The sequence below is a fragment of the Sphingobacterium zeae genome (assembly GCF_030818895.1).
GTDB classification, from domain to species: domain Bacteria; phylum Bacteroidota; class Bacteroidia; order Sphingobacteriales; family Sphingobacteriaceae; genus Sphingobacterium; species Sphingobacterium zeae.
This window is the reverse complement of sequence record NZ_JAUTBA010000001.1, coordinates 798,627-822,157: the sequence shown is the minus strand read 5'-3', so window position 1 is coordinate 822,157 and position 23,531 is coordinate 798,627. Positions and strand designations below refer to the sequence as shown.

The window sequence follows — 23,531 nt, the reverse complement described above, 5'->3', positions numbered from 1 at the left end:
ATCTGCGTAGTTGGCTGAAATTCTATCGGTTGCAGCAGAAAAACAAATACCTTAAAACAGGTATTCGGTTATGCCAAAGGGGAAAAAAGCTATCCAACTATCAGTAATTGTCAGTTTGCCGCTAAGGAGTATCCGCTCAGTCCGATAAAGGATAATTTGTTTGTAAATGCAACCAAATTAAATTGCAAATAAAAAGCAATTTATCTAAGTTTGACCACCCTTATCACATTAAGGCTATTAGAAAATGAGCACATTTGAGATCAATAACATAAGTGATTTTTCGGTATCCGAAAGATTTCAACGCTATGTACAGATTGACACACAATCTGATGCAAATTCACCAACATGCCCTTCTACGGAAAAGCAAAAAAACCTGGGAGAGTTACTGGTTAAGGAATTGTTAGCGTTAGGTATTTCAGACGCGGCAATGGATGAAAATGGCTACATCTATGCAACCATTCCTTCCAATACTACAAAGCAAGTTCCTGTTATCTGCTTTTGTTCTCATATGGATACTTCTCCGGACTCTTCGGGGAAAGATGTTAAACCTTTGGTACACACAAACTATCAGGGACAAGACTTGGTGCTTCCTGACGACAATAGTATTGTCATCAAATACGCTGAGCATCCAGACTTAGCCAATCAAATTGGCAATGATATCATTACTGCCAGCGGAACCACGTTATTGGGTGCAGATGACAAAGCTGGCGTGGCGGAAATTATGGATGCGGCCCGTTTATTAATGAAACATCCTGAAATCAAACATGGTGATATCAAAATACTTTTTACGCCCGATGAAGAGATTGGTAGAGGTGTTGATAAAGCAGATCTAAAACGTTTAGCAGCAGATTTTGCCTATACCATGGACGGTGAAAGAGCGGGTACCATCGAGGATGAGACATTTTCAGCGGATGGGGCAACGTTGACTATTCATGGTGTATCGGTGCACCCGGGTTTTGCCAAAGGGAAGATGCAAAGTGCTATCAAAATTGCCAGTGCAGTAATTGATGCATTACCAAAAGATCGGCTTTCCCCTGAAAGTACCAACAAAAAAGACGGCTTTGTACACCCTGTTCATATCAGTGGCTCTGTAGAAAAAGCAGAAATTCAATTTATCGTACGTGATCATGTGACTGCCAATCTCAAGAAACATGAAGATGAGCTGGAAGGTATTTCAAAATCAATCGTGGAGAAATATCCAAACTGTACTTATACTTTTGTTGTAAAAGAACAATATCGTAATATGAAAGAAGTGCTGGATCAGCATCCTGAAATTATGGAAATCGGGATGGAAGCCATCAACCGAGCAGGAATGGTAGCCGAAAGAAGAAGTATCCGCGGTGGAACAGATGGCTCCCGTCTTTCGTTTATGGGGCTGCCTTGTCCAAATATTTTTGCCGGAGGGCATGCTTTCCATGGAAAACAAGAGTGGGTAGCTGTACAAGATATGGAAAAAGCTGTTAAAACAATTCTACATGTCGTATCTTTATGGGAAGAGAAAGCATAGTTGGACTTCATCCTGCTAAAGGCATTGTGTATGCCTAAAACAATATCAATTCCTGAGCAAATAGCTGAGTCCAACAGGTTCATTTATAGAGTTAAAAAGTAGACACGCATAAATAATTAACAATGAAAAACGACGTATTACAAGCGATACATTACAGAAGATCCGTATTTCAAGCTTCCTTTACCGAAGAAGAAGTCAGCAAAGAAGATATCTTGAATATTTTGGAAGCAGCCAATGCTGCTCCAACACATAAAAGAACACAACCTTGGCGTTTTGTAATCTTCCGTAAAGAGGGATTAGAACGTTTAGGCGCCGAATTGTCACGTATTTACAAATCGGTAACACCAACAGAGAAATATACGGAAGCAACAGAAATAACGATGGGCAAAAAAGCAACCCAGTCAAACGTTGCCATTGCGATTGTTGTCAACTATACGGGAGAAGTTCCTGAATGGGAAGAGCTGGCCTGTACCGCTGCTGCAGTTGAAAACATGTGGTTAGCTGCGCACTCGCTAAATATCGGTGGATACTGGGCAACCCCAGGTTTAATCAATCACTTGGGTGGATTCTTAAATCTCGAAGAAAATCAAAAATGTATCGGTCTATTTTATTTAGGGCATCATCAATCTGAGCCACGTGAACCGAACCGTACCCCAATTGAGGAAAAAATTCGCTGGGAAGAATAAACTGTACTCCTTTCCAATAGAATAACAGCCCATTTCTTACAAAAATGGGCTGTTATTTGAAATATCGCACTCTATTTCTTTTCAATTCCAAAACAATGCGGTGGTTTAATCACATTTGCTTGCTTTTTTTCATCTTTGACAGGAAAAGCGATCTTCAGCCGTCCTTTTGTTCCCTGCCATTTTGGACCATTCTGTAGCAGGCGAACCGTTTCATTAAAGAGTGAATGATCAGGTTGCCCTTCGGCACTAATATTATTGGGCATTCCATTTTTGTCGATCGTAAAATTGACAATAATTTCGCCTCCTCCTGCAGGCGCTCCAGACTTCTGATTGAGGTACTGTTCAAAAGTTTTCCAGCCTTCGCGCGGTGTTGCGTCGCCCCCATCCAGCAAAGGTTGAATAGACACCTTGTTCTCAGGTTCACTTAATTCCACATACGTTGTACGCTCCGCTTTACTGCTAAAATGCTTAAAATAGAGCAGGGCCAATAAAGTCACAAACAGTACACCTGCGGTTGCACCTATGGCCAAACGCTGCCATGTGAAATATTGGGCGTGCCGTGTTGCAACGGTATCTTCCACCCTACGATTGAGACGTTGTTGCAGCAGGCTCAATTGACGCGTATCTACTCCATTTTGCAATCGGTAACCGTCGATAGCATCTTGTAAAAAGGGGTCTTCCAAGGCCTCACGCTCCAACTGAAACATCTCCTCCTTACTCATCAAACCATGGATGTAATTATGGATCCGTGATAATTGATAATTATTTTCCATTTTCTTTCCTTTCCATACATATTTTCAGATTGCGCTTTCCATTTTGAATAGCACTTTTGACCTTATTCAAATCATATCCAGTCAAATCTGCAATATCTTTATAACATTTTTGCTCGAGATAGAACAAACGTACACATTCCTCTTGTTCGCGGTTTAAAGTTTGCATACAGCCTTCCAGTTTCTCGAAATCCTTTTCTTCCCACTTCGCTTCACTGGTATCATTTAGCTTTTGTTCGCTTTCAAACAAATTGTTTTCAATATCAACCTGCGTCGTCCGCTTATCCTTACGTAATTGCATAAGGCAATAATTTTTACTGTAAACGTGTAACCAGCTCTTAAAATTATAGACTTCATATTGACGAAGCTTCGGTATCAGTTCTTCAAATATCTGCATCACCGCATCCTGACTACGATCGGGATCCTGTAAGTATTTAAAGCACACACCATAAAGCAAAGACATATAGGGCGAATATAGTTTCCCCAGTGTAGACAAGTTACCGCTTGTTTTATAGTGTTGTAAAAGCTCTTTTTCGTTCATGCGCAAATCATTCACCTTAATGATGATTTAATATACAAATTTCCATATATAAAAAAAGGAGCCATTGAAAATTACCGAAAAAACAAAAACCGTCCCCATGATGAAATGGAGACGGTCGATAAGAATATACTATGAATTACGGATTTAATTCCCTTGTTTCCAATTGTATCGCAGTGTCACGCCATAAGTCCGCGGATCGGCAACTACCCCAGCGTACTGTCCATAACTTCCAGGTGCTGCCAACAACTGTTCGTAATAATCTTTATTGGTTAGATTTCTACTCCACACAAACACCGAAATACCATTCGATCCCCTGAATCCTAGCCTGGCATTCAAGACCGAATAGGCATCAATATTTAGGTATTGGGATGGTGAAGAACTGGACGAAAATTTAGAACGGTGAAATAGGTCTGCACCCAAAAAGTAAGATCCATTAATCCCAATCAGCTTACCGCTTTTATTCGCTTCGCCACCCAGCGACCAAGACCATTTGGAAACACCAGGAAGGGCGCCGCCAGAGATATCTTTAAAAGCCTGAGCTCCGCCAACCTCTTCTAAAGGGACAGGTGCATTGGTAAATTTGACATACTTGGCATCTGTATAGGCCAGTGCTCCATTCAACCGGAGAAAATGTCCGATGTTGATGTTTCCATCCAATTCAACTCCCTTTACACGCACCTTTTCGGCATTGGCCAGATAACCACGGTTTACCCCCGGTTCAGGTGTCTGCACTTGGGTCTGATAGTCTTTGATATCCGTTTGGTAGACGGTCAGATTGAGCAGTGAATTGCGTGTTGGATTCGTCTTCACACCAATTTCCTTATGGCGGACTGCCTCAGGTTTTACTTCAGCGAGATCCAGCAACACTGCTCCATTGGCTGTCGGCAATCCGCCAACGTTGATACCGACAGGTTTATAGCTGATGGAATACGTTGCGTAAGCATTTATCTTCGGATTGAAACGATATCTTGCCGAGAGTTGACCAGAGAAATTGTCCGCATCCGCATTGACATCAAAAGTCTGATTGGTATATACACCGTTCTTTAAGGCAAGCAGTGCGGGGTCTGAGGTCTGCAAACCACCATAGGTCTGCCTATCGTAGTTAGCCACCTTTTTATCATAATTGTAGCGCAGCCCTGGGAGGATGTGTAATTTAGGCGTAACAGCCCAATCGATCTGCGTATAGGCGGCTAAACTCGTACTCTTGATGCCGTAAACGGTCTTGATTCCAAAATTATCAAATAATCCCGGTGTCTGCCACAAAGCACTGGTAGAGCTTTTTTGAAAACGCCAAAAGGCAGATCCTGTTTCTTCGGTATGTACGGGATCTGTACTTAGATCCTGCCAAAGGCCAAATAAACCAACAACCCCGCTGACCTTTTCACTGATTTTTCCAGAATATCTGAACTCCTGCGACCACTGGTTATGGACAGAATTACCTGCTGAAACGGTGTATACCGGAAGTCCCAAGTAATCGCGGTCATTGAGCGGAACCCATGTCCATGTCCGCCACGCAGAAGTTGAGGTCAGTGTCCCTTCTCCAATCTTGATATCGGCATTCAAGGCGACCCCACCCAATTTATTATCAGCTTTAGATTGTGTATCCAAATCTATCTTACGCTCGAAAGCACTTTTATAGGGTAGCTCGTAGCCAAGATCTTTAATAATTGCATCAAATTGTCTGTAGTCTGCACGCTGTGTTTTTACAACTCCGGCAACCGCCCAACCATAACCATCAGGTTTTTGCGATGACACATCACCCGAGAGCACCAGTTTGATATTATCAGATGGAGTAAAGAGCAATTGTCCCCTAAACCCCAGGTTGTTAATATCATTGATCTTCCTATTGGTATGTACATTAAACAAGTTTCCATCCCGTTGGGTGCCAGAGAAAGAAGCTCTAGCAGCCAGGTTTTTGGCCAATGGCCCTGAGATTGAAGTCTTCGCCTGAATAAAACCCTGGTTTCCATAACTCACTTCCACATTGGCTTCTGGTGTGAATTGTGGTAGACGTGAGGTTATATTGAATGCACCTGCGGTTGTATTTTTTCCAAACAGCGTACCCTGTGGGCCACGCAATACCTCTATCTGGTCGATATCAATAAAGTCCAGCCAAGTTGCGGCGGGGCGGGCAATATATACACCATCAAGATAAAATCCTACACCAGGATCGATCCCATCATTGGTGAGGCCATAAGTTGAGCCCAGTCCCCGGATATTAAGCGTTGTATTACGTGCATTCGATGCATATAACTGAACGGTAGGCACAAGCTCTTTTAGTCGATTGACATTAAATGCCCCTGCATCCTCCAATGCAGCGCCACGAATAATTGATACGGGAATAGGCACGTCCTGCAATTGCTCTTTCCGACGACGTGCAGTGACCACCACTTGATCCAATGCTTCCAACCGCGGGGTAAGCTCAATTATTGCAGGAGATTGATCAATAACAATATGACGGGTTTGATAACCAACAATAGATACAATTAATGAAAAAGGTAATTTTTGTCCAGTTACAAACTGAAAAACGCCTTTACTGTCCGTTTTCACCTGGTGTGTAACAGCCTCAAGTTGAACGGTCACACCTTGCAAAGGCTCTTTCGTTACGGCATCAATTACGGTACCTGTTAATGAGGCATTTATAATAGGTTTAGGATTTTCTACTTGCGCATAAGTATGGTAAGCACCTGTTAAAAGCAAGCTAAAAATGACGCTAATTCGAAAAATAGCATTTTTTTTCATAAATTTATTCAGTTTAATGGTGAATTTAAAACAAGTGCCAACGCCAATCGATACTTGCTTCATTGTTAAAACTTGGTAAAAGGGAAGCCAAGGCTTCCCTTTTCTAATATAAGAGCGTGTAAGAGAGAAATTTTAACAACACATTCGTTTTTGGCAACTTTCTAGGCCAACAACAGATCCTTCTACCGAAGCAACCAATAAACTTGTTTTTGAAGAGTAATTTTGTTCCATTCTTTTTATCTTGTTATTTTCTTTTATTTACCTTTTCCATACACGATTGAGTTGTATAGGCCTACCGCGCTGCAATTTTAAAAAGTGAATAACACTTATATCTATTGAAAGATCAAATGCTATTGCTAGTTCGATTCACAATCAAGTCAGTCCTTTTTGCTCGCCTTGCTATTTACCTGTAAATCAGATAACGATACAAATATATAAATATTTTTTAAAAGACTACTAATTTGATAGATTTAATAATATTTTTTTTTTAAAAACCCATTAAACCTTTATTATAAGACAGTTAAAGCAAAAATAAGCGGTTCGAATTTCTTTCAGCATCAAAAAATCAAGAAGGTAACCACCCTACTCCCCAACTATCCAGCGAGAATCAAGAAGTAAACGATTTTATAAAAAACGAAGATCTGTGCTACGAATCAGAAAAAGAAACGCTATTCATAAGCTCAAGATGAAAAGCATAAAAAAGGCCGTCCTGGTTTGGACGGCCATCTTAATAGTCACATATAACGGTCGATTTTACATTGAAACACTTACCGACTTAGCTAAAGAGCACCAGGGCAATCAATAAGGTAATAATAACATTAAAAGTCTGGGCGATCAGAAAGGCATATAGTGGCTTCTTATTATCTTGCACAAATAGGTCCTTAAAGTTCGTTTCCAAACCAATGGATGTAAATGCAAGGGTAAACCAGAGTCCTTGTAAGTTCTTCAAGCTTCCTTTCACCGCATCAATCTTTTCGGGGGATATTACGAAAGAAAATAGCAACGATGCAAATACAAATCCCAGCACAAACTTCGGAAAACGTTCCCATATAATTTTCAGCGTAGGTTTATCCCGTTTTGTTTCATCATCAACAGATTTCGCATAAGTCCAATAAATACTGATAGCAAAAGCAGCTAACCCCAGCAATACATTTTGGGAAAATTTCACAATGGTACTGATTTTTAGCGCTTCTTCTCCTACCAGGGAACCCGATGCCACAACAGCACCTGTGGTATCAATACTCCCGCCGAGCCAAGCACCGGTAACTTCTTGCGACAAGCCCATCCACTCCGCCATATAAGGCATGAAAATCATCATTGGAATCGCTGTAATAAGGACCAATGAAATGACATAAGAAAGCTTTTTGCTATCGCCTCTAATTGCTCCCGAAGTTGCTATCGCTGCGGAAACACCACAAATGGATACTGCACTCGATAACATCAAGGCCATCTCTTTATCAATCTTTAACTTTTTACAGATCCAGAACGCAAAGTACCAAACAGACAGTACGACAGCCAGTGCTTGAACAAGCCCCAAGGATCCCGCTTTGAGGATATCCCCGAAAATCACGGTGGTTCCGAGCAGAATTAGGCCTATCTTGACATAGAGCTCCGTACTGAGCGCCTCTTTAAACCAATTAGGCAGTTTAAAGCAATTGCTGATGACTAAACCGATAACCAAACTAAAAATTACAGCTTCGAGATTGTATTCTTTAACGGTTGCATTCCCTGCCAGCACCAATGCAAATACGGTAAGGATAAATACAACAGGAAATACAACGAATAAATATTTTATAGATTTCCCCAAAAGAAAGGCGCCCAATATCGCGGTAACGAATACAAAAATAAATTGCTCAAAAAGCTTCATTAAATTTGTCGGTTCGAAAACTGTTGCGACGAGTTCGGCGGAATTACTCCACGAAAAACTAGGTACCGGCGCAACAACTCCTGAGAGTGCGAGAAATATGGTAGCGATCCCCAAAATGACGACTACCCAGTCTTCTGTAAATGTAAATGATCTTGAAGATGTCATATAATGGTTAGGGTTTAAAAGGTTAAATTTAATATAATTACAGTGACTTTCTAGGATTGTAACACAAAAATGGCCGAAGATTTCTCTCCGGCCATTAACCAAAACCAATAATCTATTATCAATCAAAAACAATATTTATTCTCATCTATCAATTTCTTAGCGATTCGCTGACGGGCATCTTTCACATTAAATGGCTGTGCTTTTGTGAATCTGCGCAAACCAACCAACATCATATTCAGTTCATCACCTTCACCAAAAGAATATAATGCTTCTTTACCGGCAGCGCTGATTTTATCAATAGCACCATACAGGTAGATCTTAGCCATATCTTTTGCATAATCTGCTTTAGCTGATCCTGTATGCAGCAATTTTTCTGCACGTAACAAGACCGACTCGGTGATATAAACATACCCGATAATATCCGCAATATTCATGAGGATTTCCTCTTCTTTCGAAAGAGACATCATCAATTTTTGCACTGCTGCTCCGGCAATCAATAGGCCTGCTTTTTTAAGGTTTGCCACAATTTTCTTTTCTGCAGCAAAAGGTGCGTCGTCCTCTTCACCAAAATCTGGAATAGCGAGAAGCTCTCCAGCTACGGCTTGCGCAGGTCCCATTAGATCCAATTCACCTTTCATGGCCCGTTTTAACAGCATGTCAACCACAAGTAATCGATTCACTTCATTGGTACCTTCAAAGATCCTGTTGATCCGTGAATCCCGATAAGCACGTTCCATTGGCGCATCTGCCGAGTAACCCATTCCACCATAAATCTGCACGCCTTCGTCAACCACATAATCCAACATCTCCGAGCACCATACTTTGATGATAGCGCACTCAATTGCAAACTGCTCCACAGACTTCAACTTTGCTTTTGCTTCATCCATACCGCCAGCAATCAATGCATCGTAGGCATCATCAATATTTTGACCGGCACGATACGATGCCGACTCCACAGCAAACAAACGTGTTGCCATCTCAGCCAGCTTATAACGAATGGCGCCAAATTTGGAAATCGGCAGATTAAACTGCACACGTTCATTGGCATATTGCACCGCATGGTTGATCACCATTCGTGCCGAACCGATCGTGGCAGCGCCTAGTTTTATACGACCAATATTCAGGATATTTACAGCAATCTTAAATCCATTTTCACGATCAGAAAGCATATTCTCTACAGGAACGGCGCAATCATTGAAAAAGATCTGACGTGTTGAAGATCCCTTAATACCCAATTTATGTTCTTCAGGATTCATCGTAATACCACCAAAGTCTTTCTCGACAATAAATGCCGTTAGGTTTTTATCTTCATCGATTTTTGCAAATACGATGAAGATGTCTGCAAAACCGCCGTTTGTAATCCACATTTTTTGTCCGTTGATCAAATAATGTGTTCCCTCGGCATTTAATTTTGCGGAGGTACGACCCGAATTTGCATCCGATCCCGCATTGGGCTCTGTCAAACAATACGATGCCTTCCATTCACCAGTAGCAAGCTTTGGAATATATTTTGCCTTTTGGGCATCATTACCATAATACAATATAGGCAACGTACCGATACCCGTATGAGCAGACAATGCGACAGCAAAAGAAAACCCGCCACCTACCGCATCAGCAACAAGCATAGACGTGTTGAAATTCTTTCCAAAACCACCATATTCTTCGGGAATAGAAACTCCCAGCATGCCAAGTTCACCGGCCTTATCCATCAAACTGGGCATTAGACCTTCCTCTTGTGCATCGATACGGTCCAGCTTATTTAATACTTCGGTATCCAAGAAATCTAAGCAGGTCTGTCGAATCATTTTAGCTTCTTCATCAAACTCTTCCGGAATAAAAACTGCTGTGTAGGGAGTTTCTCTAATCACGAACTCTCCGCCTTTAATTGCTTTATTTTCGCTCATTGTCTTTTAGATTTATATGGACGCGCAAATTCCAGTTAAGTGATTTTACGGTCCACCATGTTTTTTTAATACTTCTATCAGCTATGCGATCAGAAATCCATATGCTGTTCACAGTGGTATTCTACTCGACTAATTTTAGTCCAGTAACTCAAAAATACCTGCTGCTCCCTGGCCAGTTCCCACACACATCGTCACCATGCCATATCTTTTGCCTCTGCGTTTCAACTCGTTTAAGACTTGGACCGTCAATTTAGCTCCTGTACATCCAAGAGGATGCCCTAAAGCGATGGCACCGCCATTGACATTTACTTTCTCTTCATCCAATCCAAGTTCGCGAATAACGGCTAACGATTGAGATGCAAAAGCTTCATTCAGTTCAAATAGATCAATATCTTCTTTTTTAAGCCCAGCCCTCGCCAAAGCCTTGGGTATGGCATAGATAGGTCCGATACCCATAATGCGCGGTGGAACACCCGCCACAGCAAAACTAACAAGCTTTGCTATCGGTTTTACCCCAAGCTCTTTCACCTTTGCTTCAGACATGACCAAGACAAATGCTGCTCCATCAGAAGTTTGTGAGGAATTCCCTGCTGTCACCGAACCATTCGCTGCAAAAACTGGTTTTAATTTCCCTAAAGCTTCCAGGGAAGTATCCGCCCGAGGACCTTCATCTGTATCAACAATATATTCGCGCGTTGCAATCTTACCGTCTTTCAGATAATTTTCTTTTACAGTGATCGGCACAATACCATCTTTCAAATGACCATTTTGAATGGCTGCAACTGCCTTTTGATTTGATTTAAGGGCAAAAGCATCCTGATCTTCACGTGACACATTGTAATCTTTGGCTACAGCTTCGGCAGTCAATCCCATACCCCAATACCAATCGGGATGCTCTTTTGCCACGACAGGATTAGGCACAATTTTCCAACCTCCAAAGGGCATTCCGGACATCACCTCTACCCCACCGGCAATGATAACATCTGCCATCCCAGTCTTAATCTTTGCTACCGCGGTTGCAATCGTTTCTAGGCCTGATGCACAGTATCGATTGACGGTTACTCCCGGGACCTTATCCGTATCCAATCCCATCAGTGAAATGAAACGCGCCATATTGAGTCCCTGCTCCGCTTCCGGCATGGCATTCCCAACGATGACATCGTCTATATCTTCTTTATTTAAATTTGGCACAGTGGATACAAGATGTTTAATAACATCCGTGGCTAAATCATCCGCCCGCATAAAGCGGAATACTCCCCGCGGCGCTTTGCCTACTGCTGTACGAAATCCTGCTACTATATATGCTTCCATTATTTTTAATTTTTTCGTGAGTAGTGATTTTTAGTTCCGTAAAGGCTTACCCTTGGTCAGCATAAATTGAATTCTTTCAAGCGTTTTGCGTTCGGCACAAAGCTCGAGGAAAGTTTTACGCTCTAGATCCAATAGATATTGTTCAGACACTTCGGTCGGTGACGATAAATTTCCACCACACATCACCCAGCCTAGTTTTTCTGAGATCTTTCGATCATAATCAGAAATATAATTACCTTCACGCATCGATGAAGCCCCCACATATACGATCCCTAATCCTTGGTTTCCTAAAACCTTGATATCATTGCGTGGAGCAGGCTGAACATAACCCTCATCAGCCAGTTCCAGTGCCTTTGCTTTGGCATCTGCCAAAAGGCGGGCACGGTTCATGGTGATTGCAAATTTATCTTTCTGCAAATAGCCGAGTTCATAGGCTTCATAAGCAGAAGTCGAAACTTTCGCTTGCCCAATGGTCAGGAATTTATCTTTTAAGGTGTTCTGAACAATCTGATCCTCCTTAAATTCCTCCGAGGCCCGTAGTGTAAATTCTTTGGTTCCACCGCCACCGGGGATAACACCAACCCCCAGTTCAACCAATCCCATATAGGTTTCGGCGTGAGCCTGAACAAAATCGGCATGCATGGAGAATTCACAGCCCCCACCAAGGGTCATTTGAAATGGCGCAACAACTACAGGTATTGACGAATAGCGTAACCTCATGGATGTATTTTGAAATGCACGAACGGCCATATTCAATTCATCAAAATCCTGTTCTACGGCCATCATGAAAATCATTCCAATGTTGGCGCCAGCAGAAAAGTTTTTCCCATCATTGGACACCACTAAACCACGATATTCCTTTTCAGCGAGATCAATCGCTTTATTCAAGCCCTGGATAACATCTCCGCCGATGGTATTCATCTTGGTATGAAATTCACAGTTGATGATACCGTCGCCTAGATCAATAATAGAAACACCTGTGTTTTTCCAGATTGTTTTACTTTCCCGGATGTGATCCAATACGATCAGATCTTCCGTTCCGGGAATAGCTTTATAAGATTTGGTTGCAATATCATAATATTGACGTACACCATTTTCTATTTTATAGAATGATTCACATCCGGCTTCCAACATCTCGTGTACCCAGGAAGCAACCTCCCCATCCTGACCCGGAAGTCGTTTTTCTTCGGCCTTAATTTTAGCCAAGGTCTCCCGGACACCTAGCACATCCCATACTTCAAATGGTCCTAACTCCCAACCAAATCCAGCACGCATAGCATCATCAATGCGGAAGAAGTCATCTGTAATTTCGGGAACACGGCGGGATACATATTCAAACAATGGATAATGCATGGCACGGAAAAGTTCTGCGGCTTTATCGGTTCCCTGTTCGTATACTTTCATCCGCTTACGGATATCTTCTACAGGTTTTGTGGCTTCCAAAGTTGCTGATTTCACTTTTTGCTGTGAGCCAAATTCCAGTGTTTTTAGATTTAGAGACAAAATCTCTGAACTACCATCATCAGCTTTTACTTTTTCATAGAATCCTTTTTTGGTTTTCTCACCCAACCATTTATTTTCTACCATCTTAATGATGAATGGAGGAAGTTCGAATACCCCTTTCGCTTCATCTTCTGGCGCATTTTGCGCCAGGCCATTGGCAACATTCACCAGGGTATCAAGCCCTACAACATCAGCCGTACGAAAAGTCGCCGATTTGGGATGCCCCATTGCAGGACCAGTATATTTGTCGACCTCCTCAACGGTCAATCCAAGAGGTTCCACTAAATGAGTAACCGCCAACATCGAATAAACACCGATACGATTACCAATAAACGCCGGAGTGTCTTTACATAACACAACCGATTTACCCAACATTTTGTCACCAAAGTGAAGTATAAAGTCAACAACCTCGGGCTTGGTATGCGGTGTTGGAATAACTTCCAATAAAGGGAGATAGCGCGGCGGATTGAAGAAGTGTGTGCCGCAGAAATGATCTTTAAAATCCTCACTTCGCCCTTCTGTCATTAAATGAATAGGGATACCAGAAGTATTGGAAGTAATTAATGTTCCAGGTTTTCTAAATTGCTCAACACGCTCGAAAACAGATTGTTTAACATCAAGTCGCTCAACGACAACCTCGATAATCCAATCCACGTGGGCAATATCTTTAAGATTATCATCAAAGTTTCCTGTTTTGATTCGTTTTACAAAAGACTTGCTATAAATTGGCGATGGATTTGTTTTTAAAGCCGTTTCTAAAGAACTATTAACAATACGATCTCGGACGATCTTGCTCTCCAACGTGAGGCCCTTGGCTTCTTCCGCTGGGAGAAGCTCACGCGGAACGATATCCAACAGTAAAACTTCAACACCAATGTTAGCAAAATGACAAGCAATTCGCGAGCCCATAACACCCGAACCGAGAACTGCCACTTTTCTAATATTTTTGTTCATCATAACATATTTAGTATGCACTTCTGTACATTTGGTTTAAATTCTAGACGATTACTTCTTCCTTGTAGTTATTTGCAAGATCATTTAGTTTCGCTAGCGAAGCAATCAATTGTTCACGCTCATTTTCTGAAAAATTATCCGCCAGATATTGATTGAAATTGCGCACGACATCTTTAGCAATTCTCCTTTTTTCACGACCTAGTTCTGTCAAATATACTTTGACAGATCTTTTATCCGTTTCGCTAGTCTCCCGGTAAATAAATCCCAATGACTCCAAATTATTCAACACCCGAGACAAACTAGTTGTTTTAACTCCCGTCAGATTTGCAATCTGAGAAACAGGAGTACCTTCTTTATGGATATTTATCAAAATATAACCTGCTGCCTGCGTAAATCCATACTGCGAAGCGATTTGATTGTATTTATTGGCTATGGTCTGCCAGCCTGTTTTTAAAAAATAATCGATTGTCTGATTTTGGTTCATAAGCGCACTCTCAAGCTATTTATTATGCTTGCATAACAAATATACTCGTTAGGAATTAGAATAGCAAGATCCGAACTATAAATTTTGTCATATATTCGTCAGCATGATGACGATTTATAGGTTAAGCGAAAGTAAGGACTTTACTGAAATGTGGAAAACTTTTAAATACTGACATACAGAACGATACAGTAAAACTAAAAACTTTTATTAACAACCTTTATATAATAATCAAAATTAATTCCGTTAACTTTGTCCTAAACAAATATCAACACTGTATGGCTTTAGTAAACATACCGCGCTTGGACTTGCAGCATTATACACAAGGAACCCAAGAACAAAGAAATCAATTTATTCAAGATATTGGCAAAGCTTTTAACGAAACGGGCTTTGTAACGATTGCAAATCATGGCTTATCAAAAGATCTGATTGAGGAGCTGTACCAAGTCGTTCCTGAATTTTTCAGCTTACCTACTGAGACGAAGGAAAAATATGAGTTTCCGGAATTGGCAGGTCAGCGTGGTTACACAGCAAAAGGAAGAGAAAAAGCTAAAGATGCAAAGACCCCGGACTTAAAAGAATTTTGGCAGCGGGGCCAAACCATCGTTGGCGAAGAATATTCAAAAGCTGATTTCCCAGACAACCCAGAAGTCGCTGAAATCCCTCGCTTTAACGGTGTGACTGCTGAAGTGTATAAAAAACTAGAAGATACTGGTAGAGACCTACTAAAAGCGATTGCAACCTACCTTGACCTGGAAGAAAATTACTTTGAAAAGTATGTTATCAATGGTAATTCAATTCTACGTGCGATCCATTACTTCCCAATCAATGATCCTGATGCCTTAGCGCCTGACGCTGTTCGTGCAGGTGCACATGAAGACATCAACCTCATTACCTTATTAATTGGTGCGAGTGCGGATGGTCTTGAAGTGTTGACAAAAGATGGCGAATGGTTCCCTATTAAAGCCAAAGGCGAAGATATTGTTATTAATGTGGGCGATATGTTGCAACGATTGACAAACAATAAGCTGAAATCAACTACGCACCGTGTTGTCAATCCTCCAAGGGAAAAAATGGGAACTTCGCGTTTTTCTATCCCTTTCTTTTTGCATCCAAAATCTTCCATGAGCTTGGCTTCACTAGAGTCATGCATCGATGCAGAACACCCAAAAGTTTACGAAGATTATACCGCGGGTCAATACCTGGATGAGCGGTTGAGAGAAATCGGACTAAAAATGTAAGCGAATAGGCTGGATACCGTAGATAAAAGTCCGTTAGTTAATTACTAGCGGACTTTTTTTATATAATGGAGAACTTAGAATCCTTACACAAAGGCTACAATAACATTTTTCAACCACCAGCACGATTAGTATCAAACCAAACTGCTCCCACCCGATTCGGGACTTTTCAGACGGCCGCACACTAGGCGCCCGCTGTTAGAGTAGACAAACAGTGGGCGCACAGTGGAAAATACTAGTGGCTATGAACCGCCCTTGATCTCCTGCTTAATTTTAGTCGGCAAGCTTTCCATAATTAGACTATAACTATGCAAAATGAGTTCTTCAAGCTTTTTGTCATCCAGTTCTCGATTGGCAATAATCGTATTCCAATGCTTTTTATTCATATGATAGCCTGGTAGCACTGTATGTTCGTACTTTTCACGCAATTCAATTGCCCTTTCGGGATTACACTTTACATTAAACCGAAGTTCATCGATCTGATCTAGCCCAACCAATAAAAAAATTTTGCCGCCAATCTTAAACACAAGTGTATCTGGACCAAACGGGGGTTTCTTCCACAACTGGCCCGATAGATAAACAATAATCTCTCAGATCTTCAATGTTCATATTTTTTGGTTTTAGCTTAATATTCCTCTTCTCGAACAAACACAGAAAAGGGAAAAAAAATATACTTTCCCTTATTTTTCCAGCAGGGACTGGATTTCCTTTTGGATGGCTACTCCTTTATCGGCATTATACCATTTTTGAATTTCTTCTTTAATTTCGGAGAAATCCACTCCCTGCTCTTTCAACTTCAAGAACAATTCCTGACAAGCTGCAGGGCGTGGTCCCCAGACAGCTAAATCTTGTCCGTTTTCATCACGTATTACAAGAATCGGAATAGATTTCCCTCCGTTGGTCAGGTAAGAATCGATCAGAAAAGGGGCACTGTCACGAAGTTGTATGTCCAACGTGATGTTGGAGTTTTGTGAGGCCATCTTAGCGAGCATCGGTACAGAATGCGCCGCATCTCCGCACCAAGGTTCAGTAATAATAATCCATTGTTGCTTCTCAGCAATTGACTTCACAAAATGATCAAAATCCAAGTTTGGCTCAAATCGCTTTATCCAACGCCCCATTCTTGCCCAGTTCATTTTAGTGTACTGATAATATTCTTCATCTTGATAAGTGGGGTGATTCTCAGGATGGTTTAAGATATCTTCGAATTGTTGCAAGTAATTTTCAAAAGTCATAACATCAATTTTGTGCAAAGGTAAATTTTACTTTCAACTTTCTCAACATGCCTATCAGCAACTATCTGTATTGAATGCAATAAAAAGCATATTGCTCCAAAACTCCCCTTAATGTAATAAAGAATTGAAATACCTACACCATATACTAAAGATTTTACATTCAGAAAAGATATTTTACATTTATTAACGATTAAGTAAATTATATTTGAAGGATAACACCCGGACATGAAAAGATTAGTTCAATTACTATTTTTGCTATTTACCCTCATCAACAGTGCTTACTCGCAAATTAACATCAAGGGGAGGATTCTAGACAAGGCAGATGATAAACCCCTGACCAATGCTTCTATTATTTTACTGAACCGCGATTCAGTCCTCCGTTATTTTAATCGCGCCAATGAAGAAGGAAGATTTCAAATTAAAAATATCAAACCCGGGAGTTACATTATACTGGCCACCTATCCCAAGTTTGAGCTCTATAGTGATACGATTCAAATTTCGGACAAAGATCTCGACTTGCACGATATTAAAATAAATTCCCAAAGAAATGTTTTGCAGGAGGTGATTGTCACCCGTCGTCTTCCAATTACGCTCAAAGGTGACACCATAGAATATGATGCGGGAAGTTTTGCAACGGAAAAGAATGCCAAATTAGAAGATTTACTGCGTCGTCTACCTGGTTTCACCGTTACGGGAGACGGAACTATCACAGCGCAAGGAAAATCAGTACAGAAGGTCTTTATTGATGGGGAAGAGTTTTTTGGTTATGACCCTAAAATAGCCATTAGAAATGTACGGGCGGATGCTGTGGACAAGGTACAGCTTTATGAGAAAAAATCGGAGGAGGCCGAGCTTTCGGGCATCGATGATGGCGTACGGATCCAAACGGTAAACGTTGTACTTAAGGAAAAAGCTCGAAAAGGTCTATTTGGTAACATGGAGGCATTAGGAGGATCGAAAGGACTGTATGCTGGAAATCTCTTCGCTGCCAAGTTTAATAAAACCGAGCGTATTGGCGTTACTGCCAGCCAAAATAATATGGGTAGTTCCAGCGGTCGTGAGGGCTCTCTTCGAATGAACAATCAAATTACGGGCGAACCACTGAACACCAACCTTGGCGCCAACTATGAAAATCAGTTCTTCAAAAAGGCCTTAAAAGTAAATGCTAATTATGGTTACGACAACAGCAGTGATAAAAATCGTTCGGAAACTTACAATAAAAATGTGCTACCCGACGAATCTATTCAAGAAAAAAACAGTAAAAATTATAATGAAAGGCACAGCCGAAGTAATAGTTTCAGGTCAAACATTAGTATGCGACTGGATTCCACACAACATGTGGAACTTCAATCCAACGCCAATTGGGCTAACAATGATAACCTTACCTATAACGACAGCAAAACAGGCGATGAATCAGGCAACCTGATCAGTGACTTTAGTGAGAACAATCAATCTAATTCTTCAAGCTCCAACAACAGTTTTCGCTTGAATTATAGAAAACGATTAAAAGCGGGGCGTTCTGTCAACCTTATGGTTGGGAATAATCACAAAGAGTCAAATTCAGACAGTAAAGTAAATTCAAGAACTTATTTCTACAAAACAGGAGATAGTACTATTATTGACCAAAATCGATATAGTCAAAATAATGGTAATGATTTCTCTACCTCAATAAATTTCAATAACCGGATTAGCGATTATGTCAATCTCGCTCTCGGCTATAGTTTTAATCATTCGAAGAATACAAACACACAGAGATCTATAAACAATATCACGCAAAAGTTTGATTCACTATATTCACAAAATCAAATCGACAATAACTCCAATCAAGGTGTTAATGTTCACTTTTCCTATCGCAGAGAAAAGTGGGAAATAAACTTTTCAAACCGTACGTTCTTCAAGAATCAAAAGTTAAGCGATAGTTACAGATCAATCGATCTTGCACGTAATTTTTGGGACAACAATTTAAATGTAGATGCCAATTATCGTCTTTCAAAAAGCAAAAATATACGTTTTGCTTATCAGAGTTCAAATATTATTCCGTCGTTTGATCAGTTACAGCCCTTACAGCCTCAGACCAATCCTTTGTTTCAACAAGTTGGTAATCCTGACCTAAAACGTGCCGTTAACAATAATATTTCGGCCAATTATAATGCTTTTAGTTTATTAAAAGGAACCAATATTAATATCAACGGTAACTTATCTTTTGTCAACAATCCCATTGTTAACAAAACAACCATATTGGACAACTCGGCACAAATCAGTACTTATGAAAATCTATCCGGTAAATCCAACTGGAATGGCGGATTAAATATCAACCATATGCAGCCTTTGGCCAATCGACGTATCAATTTTAACAAAAGTGCAAACGTTAGGTTTAACAATAGTTATAGTTATACCAAGTTTGAAGGGGGGCAGTCCGGCGGCGAGTTTCTGCTGAACAATGCAAAGAATGCCAATTTTAGCCTAGGTTCGAGCTTAAACGAGCAAGATTCAGAAGGATTTGATTTTGACTTTTCTGCAAACGCGGGCTTTAATATTCAGCAAAATTCAATCAACAGACAGTTCAACGCTACAAGTTTTCAAGGCGGAACTTCTACCTACGTTAAATACTTCCTACCCAAAAAGTTTAATATTGTAGCAAACATTTTCTATAGCTACACAGGACCAACGAAACTTTATAAGAAATCAATCAATCAATTTTATACCAATATCGAATTGGAGAAAAAAGTACTGAAAGATGAGAGCATGACGCTCAGTGTAAAGGCTTTTGACATTTTCAACACATTTAATAATACACGCCGTAGTGCAAGTGACACCAACTACTCCGAATCTGTTCAACAGGTATTGACGCAGTATTTTTTGGTCGGTGTAAAATGGGATTTCAACAAATATCTAGGGAAAGGAAATGATTAAAAAAATATATTTAACTGTACTGATCTGTTGTTGGTACGGATTATCGCTTCAGGCGCAATATGCCTATTTTGGAAGCAGAGGCACGATCAGTTTTGATAAGGTCACCTATACAAAAGCACGCCTGCGGCAGCTATCAAACGAAATGAATTCGAAAGGGATGGACAGAGATGGAGGAATAATGGACTATCTGGATAAAATGCCCGATTCGCACACAGAAAAACTGAAATTCTACTTTGATGAAAATTCAACGGTATTGATGCCCGAGGAAAACGTGGGAAGTGAAAAGCAAAGTAACGCAATAAAAATGACTGCACCGAAGGCTACTTCTGCCAATGGCCGAGGGGGCAGATTTCAGGGGGCGGCTCGATCTGGCCCAACCCCGAGAGGACAATTTAGAGGTGGAGCTAAAAATGGTAAAGTCCTTTATCAGGATCTGAAAGCAGGCACCGCAGCTATTCAGCTTGATATTGACGAGAAATACATTCTTTCGGAAACACTGGATAGCATTACTTGGCGGTTTACGGAGGAATACCGAAATATTGCTGGTGTAAACTGCCGCCGGGTGAATGGTGCCACCAAAGATTCATTGTATCTGATTGCCTATTATTCGGAAGAAATTCCTGTCTCAGCAGGACCGGCCTTAAGTCATGGTCTTCCGGGGATGATAATAGGTCTCGTGATTCCTGAAATGCATATTCAATACTGGGCTACAGCTATTGAATATACCAATAAACTTGTGCCATCTGACTGGCGGGATAAGAAATCAAAAAAAATGGAACTTAATGAATTCTCGGAAATCTTTGGCAGATATATGCCACGCAATCGACAAAACGAGTCAGCAAAAAAAAGAATTTTAGAGCAACTGGTGTATTGAAAATGTCAGTTTGGCAGTACCTCAAGACAAATAGATGACAAATAGTGATTTTTTTTAAAAAAATTTGGATTGGCATAAGGGTTGATGATAGAGTGATAGATTTGTATAAGTAAAAAATTAAAACACAAGATATGTCTAAAATTATAGGAATTGACTTAGGTACTACAAACTCATGTGTTGCCGTAATGGAAGGTAACGAGCCTGTAGTAATTACGAACAACGAAGGTAAACGTACAACTCCTTCGATCGTAGCTTTCGTAGAGGGTGGCGAGCGCAAAGTTGGGGACCCAGCAAAGCGTCAAGCAATTACTAACCCACATAAAACTATTTATTCCATCAAACGTTTTATGGGACTTTCATATGATGAAGCTTTGAAAGAAGCTGAACATGTACCTTATAATATCGTTAAAGGTGACAATAACACACCCCGCGTAGAAATTGACGACCGCAAATATACACCACAGGAGATCTCTGCTATGGTTCTTCAAAAAATGAAGAAAACAGCTGAAGATTTCTTAGGTCAAGAAGTAACTGAAGCTGTTATTACAGTTCCTGCGTATTTCAACGATGCACAACGTCAAGCAACCAAAGAAGCTGGTGAAATCGCTGGTTTATCTGTAAAACGTATCATCAACGAGCCTACAGCAGCAGCTTTAGCGTATGGTTTGGACAAAGCACACAAAGACATGAAAATTGTTGTGTTTGACTGTGGTGGTGGTACTCATGACGTTTCTGTACTAGAATTAGGTGACGGTGTATTTGAGGTTAAATCTACTGACGGTGACACACATTTAGGTGGTGATGACTTTGATAACGTAATCATCAACTGGTTGAACGAAGAATTCAAAAGTGAAAACAATGGCTTTGACTTGAAAAAAGACCCAATGGCATTGCAACGTTTGAAAGAAGCTGCTGAGAAAGCAAAAATTGAATTATCAAGCGCAACTTCTACTGAAATCAACTTGCCATATATCACTGCTGATGCAACTGGTCCAAAACACTTAGTTCGTTCATTATCACGCGCTAAATTTGAGGCTTTGGCAGCTGACTTGATCAAGAGAACAATTGCTCCTTGTGAGTCTGCATTGAAAAATGCTGGTTTCAGCAAATCTGATATTGACGAAATTATCTTAGTAGGTGGTTCTACTCGTATCCCTGCAATCGTTGATGCGGTGAAAGCATTCTTCGGAAAAGAGCCTTCTAAAGGTGTAAACCCAGATGAAGTTGTCGCTTTAGGTGCTGCTATCCAAGGTGGTGTATTGACAGGCGAAGTAAAAGACGTTTTATTATTGGATGTAACTCCACTTTCATTGGGTATTGAAACAATGGGTGGTGTGATGACTAAATTGATCGAAGCAAATACAACAATTCCAACTAAAAAATCGGAAACGTTCTCTACTGCTTCAGACAATCAGCCATCTGTAGAAATTCACATCTTACAAGGTGAGCGTCCTATGGCAAACCAAAACCGTACAATCGGCCGTTTCCATTTGAATGACATTCCACCAGCTCCTCGTGGTGTTCCTCAAATCGAAGTTACTTTTGATATTGATGCGAATGGTATCATCAAAGTATCTGCGAAAGATAAAGCTACTGGAAAAGAACAAAATATCCGCATTGAAGCATCTTCAGGTCTATCTGATGACGAAATCAAACGCATGAAAGAAGAAGCTGAAGCTAATGCTGATGCTGACAAAAAAATGAAAGAAGAAGCTGATAAGGTAAATGCAGCTGATGCTTTAATTTTCTCAACTGAAAAACAATTGAAAGAATATGGCGATAAAATTTCAGCAGATAAAAAAGCGCCAATTGAAGCTGGCTTAACAAAATTAAAAGCTGCTTACGAAGCGAAAAACTTTGCTGATATCGATGCTGCTTCTGAAGAATTGCAAAATGCTTGGAATGCTGCCTCTGAAGAAATGTATGCTGCTTCTCAAGGTGGTGCGCAACAACCTCAAGGTGATGCTGGACAAGCTCAAGGTGGAAACCAAGGTGGTGATGATGTAACTGACGTAGATTACGAAGAAGTGAAGTAATCACTCCTCCTCATAAAAAAAGCTCCTGGATTAATCCAGGAGCTTTTTTTATTTTAACTCTGTCGCTTATCGATTTCTCAACATTCAACAGCTACTTGTTATACGCTTCGAGCTATTGCTTGTTTTTATAGTGACTTAATATTCCTTTATCGAATGTAGCCCATATACCTGCTGGCATAGCTGCCTTCTTCAAGGCATTATTTGTCCAGGTATTGCAGGAATAAAACATGCTATAGGCTCCCTTTGCTTCATAAAAAGCGTCTGAGTTACCATACTGTGCATTTGTCTTTACCAAAATAGCTTCGTTTTGGTTTCCGTCTAATGATTGTTTGATATATTGTATCAAATCATGATATTGTGACCTACTGATCTGATAAGAAAAACATAATTCATCTTCCTGAACGGCATTATAATAGGTCACATGAATGGCGGACTCGCCTAATCCGAAAGCAGCGATGAATGCGGTCGAGGCTTTTAGATCCTTCCATTCGGGCGTATCCAAATAAAACCCTTTGTCCCCCCAGCCGATCCCAACATACTGGTATCCGCGATGTTTTCCGGTCGTATTTTCATAAGGAAACAAGTGCGACCAATCCATCTCTTCGTTGACGACCGGTAATACAATATCGGTATGAACACCATTCGATTTGACAAAGACCTGCACTGTCCTATCTCCATCGATTTCTTTTCGCGGTGCTGAAATGCGCGACAAACTGTATTCCGCGACAATATAAAGCACGCAAAAAGACAACAATCCTAAAATAAAATAACCTAACACTTTAAGAACTTTTTTCATCTAAGATC

At 40.6% G+C, this 23,531-nt stretch carries 17 protein-coding genes; 6 read left to right on the top strand and 11 right to left on the bottom strand.

Annotated elements, in window-relative coordinates:
- Window positions 1–244 precede the first annotated feature (244 nt).
- The gene (gene pepT / locus QE382_RS03485) at window positions 245–1,507 is read left to right on the top strand and encodes a peptidase T (RefSeq protein WP_307184703.1); all 1,263 of its coding nucleotides are present in this window, start codon (window positions 245–247) and stop codon (window positions 1,505–1,507) included.
- Between the two features lie 122 nt (window positions 1,508–1,629).
- Window positions 1,630–2,193 carry a nitroreductase family protein gene (locus QE382_RS03480; protein ID WP_307184702.1) on the top strand — a complete coding sequence of 188 codons (564 nt, stop codon included), beginning with the start codon at window positions 1,630–1,632 and terminating at the stop codon, window positions 2,191–2,193.
- A 71-nt stretch (window positions 2,194–2,264) separates the two neighbouring features.
- Here the strand turns inward: QE382_RS03480 and QE382_RS03475 are convergent, their stop codons facing one another.
- From QE382_RS03475 to QE382_RS03440, 8 genes are all read right to left on the bottom strand, one after another.
- Entirely contained in the window at window positions 2,265–2,966 is a 702-nt protein-coding gene (locus QE382_RS03475; RefSeq protein ID WP_307184701.1) for a hypothetical protein, read from the bottom strand.
- The gene (locus tag QE382_RS03470) at window positions 2,956–3,504 is read right to left on the bottom strand and encodes an RNA polymerase sigma factor (protein WP_307184700.1); all 549 of its coding nucleotides are present in this window, start codon (window positions 3,502–3,504) and stop codon (window positions 2,956–2,958) included. The genes QE382_RS03475 and QE382_RS03470 overlap by 11 nt, the downstream gene beginning before the upstream one ends.
- Window positions 3,505–3,648: 144 nt before the next feature.
- The gene (locus QE382_RS03465) at window positions 3,649–6,246 is read right to left on the bottom strand and encodes a TonB-dependent receptor (RefSeq protein ID WP_307184699.1); all 2,598 of its coding nucleotides are present in this window, start codon (window positions 6,244–6,246) and stop codon (window positions 3,649–3,651) included.
- Window positions 6,247–7,021: 775 nt separating this feature from the next.
- Window positions 7,022–8,278, bottom strand: a complete 1,257-nt coding sequence (locus QE382_RS03460; protein WP_307184698.1) for a YeiH family protein — start codon at window positions 8,276–8,278, stop codon at window positions 7,022–7,024.
- A 122-nt stretch (window positions 8,279–8,400) separates the two neighbouring features.
- The gene (locus QE382_RS03455) at window positions 8,401–10,182 is read right to left on the bottom strand and encodes an acyl-CoA dehydrogenase FadE (protein ID WP_307184697.1); all 1,782 of its coding nucleotides are present in this window, start codon (window positions 10,180–10,182) and stop codon (window positions 8,401–8,403) included.
- Between the two features lie 135 nt (window positions 10,183–10,317).
- A complete protein-coding gene (locus QE382_RS03450; RefSeq protein WP_307184696.1) occupies window positions 10,318–11,493 on the bottom strand; it encodes an acetyl-CoA C-acyltransferase in 1,176 nt (391 codons plus the stop codon).
- 30 nt (window positions 11,494–11,523) lie between these two features.
- Window positions 11,524–13,953: a 3-hydroxyacyl-CoA dehydrogenase/enoyl-CoA hydratase family protein gene (locus QE382_RS03445; RefSeq protein ID WP_307184695.1), complete on the bottom strand. Its 2,430-nt coding sequence runs from the start codon at window positions 13,951–13,953 to the stop codon at window positions 11,524–11,526.
- Between the two features lie 40 nt (window positions 13,954–13,993).
- Window positions 13,994–14,434, bottom strand: a complete 441-nt coding sequence (locus QE382_RS03440; protein ID WP_293957087.1) for a MarR family winged helix-turn-helix transcriptional regulator — start codon at window positions 14,432–14,434, stop codon at window positions 13,994–13,996.
- A gap of 275 nt (window positions 14,435–14,709) precedes the next feature.
- Here QE382_RS03440 and QE382_RS03435 point away from each other — a divergent pair, with 275 nt between their 5' ends.
- The gene (locus tag QE382_RS03435; RefSeq protein ID WP_307184694.1) at window positions 14,710–15,672 is read left to right on the top strand and encodes an isopenicillin N synthase family dioxygenase; all 963 of its coding nucleotides are present in this window, start codon (window positions 14,710–14,712) and stop codon (window positions 15,670–15,672) included.
- 239 nt (window positions 15,673–15,911) lie between these two features.
- Here the strand turns inward: QE382_RS03435 and QE382_RS03430 are convergent, their stop codons facing one another.
- Both QE382_RS03430 and QE382_RS03425 read right to left on the bottom strand, forming a co-directional pair.
- Window positions 15,912–16,232, bottom strand: a complete 321-nt coding sequence (locus tag QE382_RS03430) for an MmcQ/YjbR family DNA-binding protein (protein WP_307184693.1) — start codon at window positions 16,230–16,232, stop codon at window positions 15,912–15,914.
- A 117-nt stretch (window positions 16,233–16,349) separates the two neighbouring features.
- On the bottom strand, window positions 16,350–16,904 hold the full coding sequence (locus QE382_RS03425; protein WP_307184692.1) for a thioredoxin family protein: 555 nt from the start codon (window positions 16,902–16,904) through the stop codon (window positions 16,350–16,352).
- A 225-nt stretch (window positions 16,905–17,129) separates the two neighbouring features.
- On the opposite strand from QE382_RS03425, the gene QE382_RS03420 reads away from it, so the two are divergent.
- From QE382_RS03420 to dnaK, 3 genes are all read left to right on the top strand, one after another.
- Window positions 17,130–19,817, top strand: a complete 2,688-nt coding sequence (locus QE382_RS03420) for a TonB-dependent receptor (RefSeq protein ID WP_307184691.1) — start codon at window positions 17,130–17,132, stop codon at window positions 19,815–19,817.
- Window positions 19,810–20,691, top strand: coding sequence for a GLPGLI family protein (locus QE382_RS03415; protein ID WP_307184690.1), 882 nt, complete (start codon window positions 19,810–19,812; stop codon window positions 20,689–20,691). The genes QE382_RS03420 and QE382_RS03415 overlap by 8 nt, the downstream gene beginning before the upstream one ends.
- A gap of 131 nt (window positions 20,692–20,822) precedes the next feature.
- Window positions 20,823–22,727 (top strand): molecular chaperone DnaK, encoded by a 1,905-nt coding sequence (dnaK, locus tag QE382_RS03410; RefSeq protein WP_307184689.1) that lies wholly within the window; start codon window positions 20,823–20,825, stop codon window positions 22,725–22,727.
- Window positions 22,728–22,839: 112 nt separating this feature from the next.
- Here dnaK and QE382_RS03405 read toward each other — a convergent pair whose 3' ends face one another.
- Entirely contained in the window at window positions 22,840–23,523 is a 684-nt protein-coding gene (locus QE382_RS03405; protein WP_307184688.1) for a TIGR02117 family protein, read from the bottom strand.
- Window positions 23,524–23,531 lie beyond the last annotated feature (8 nt).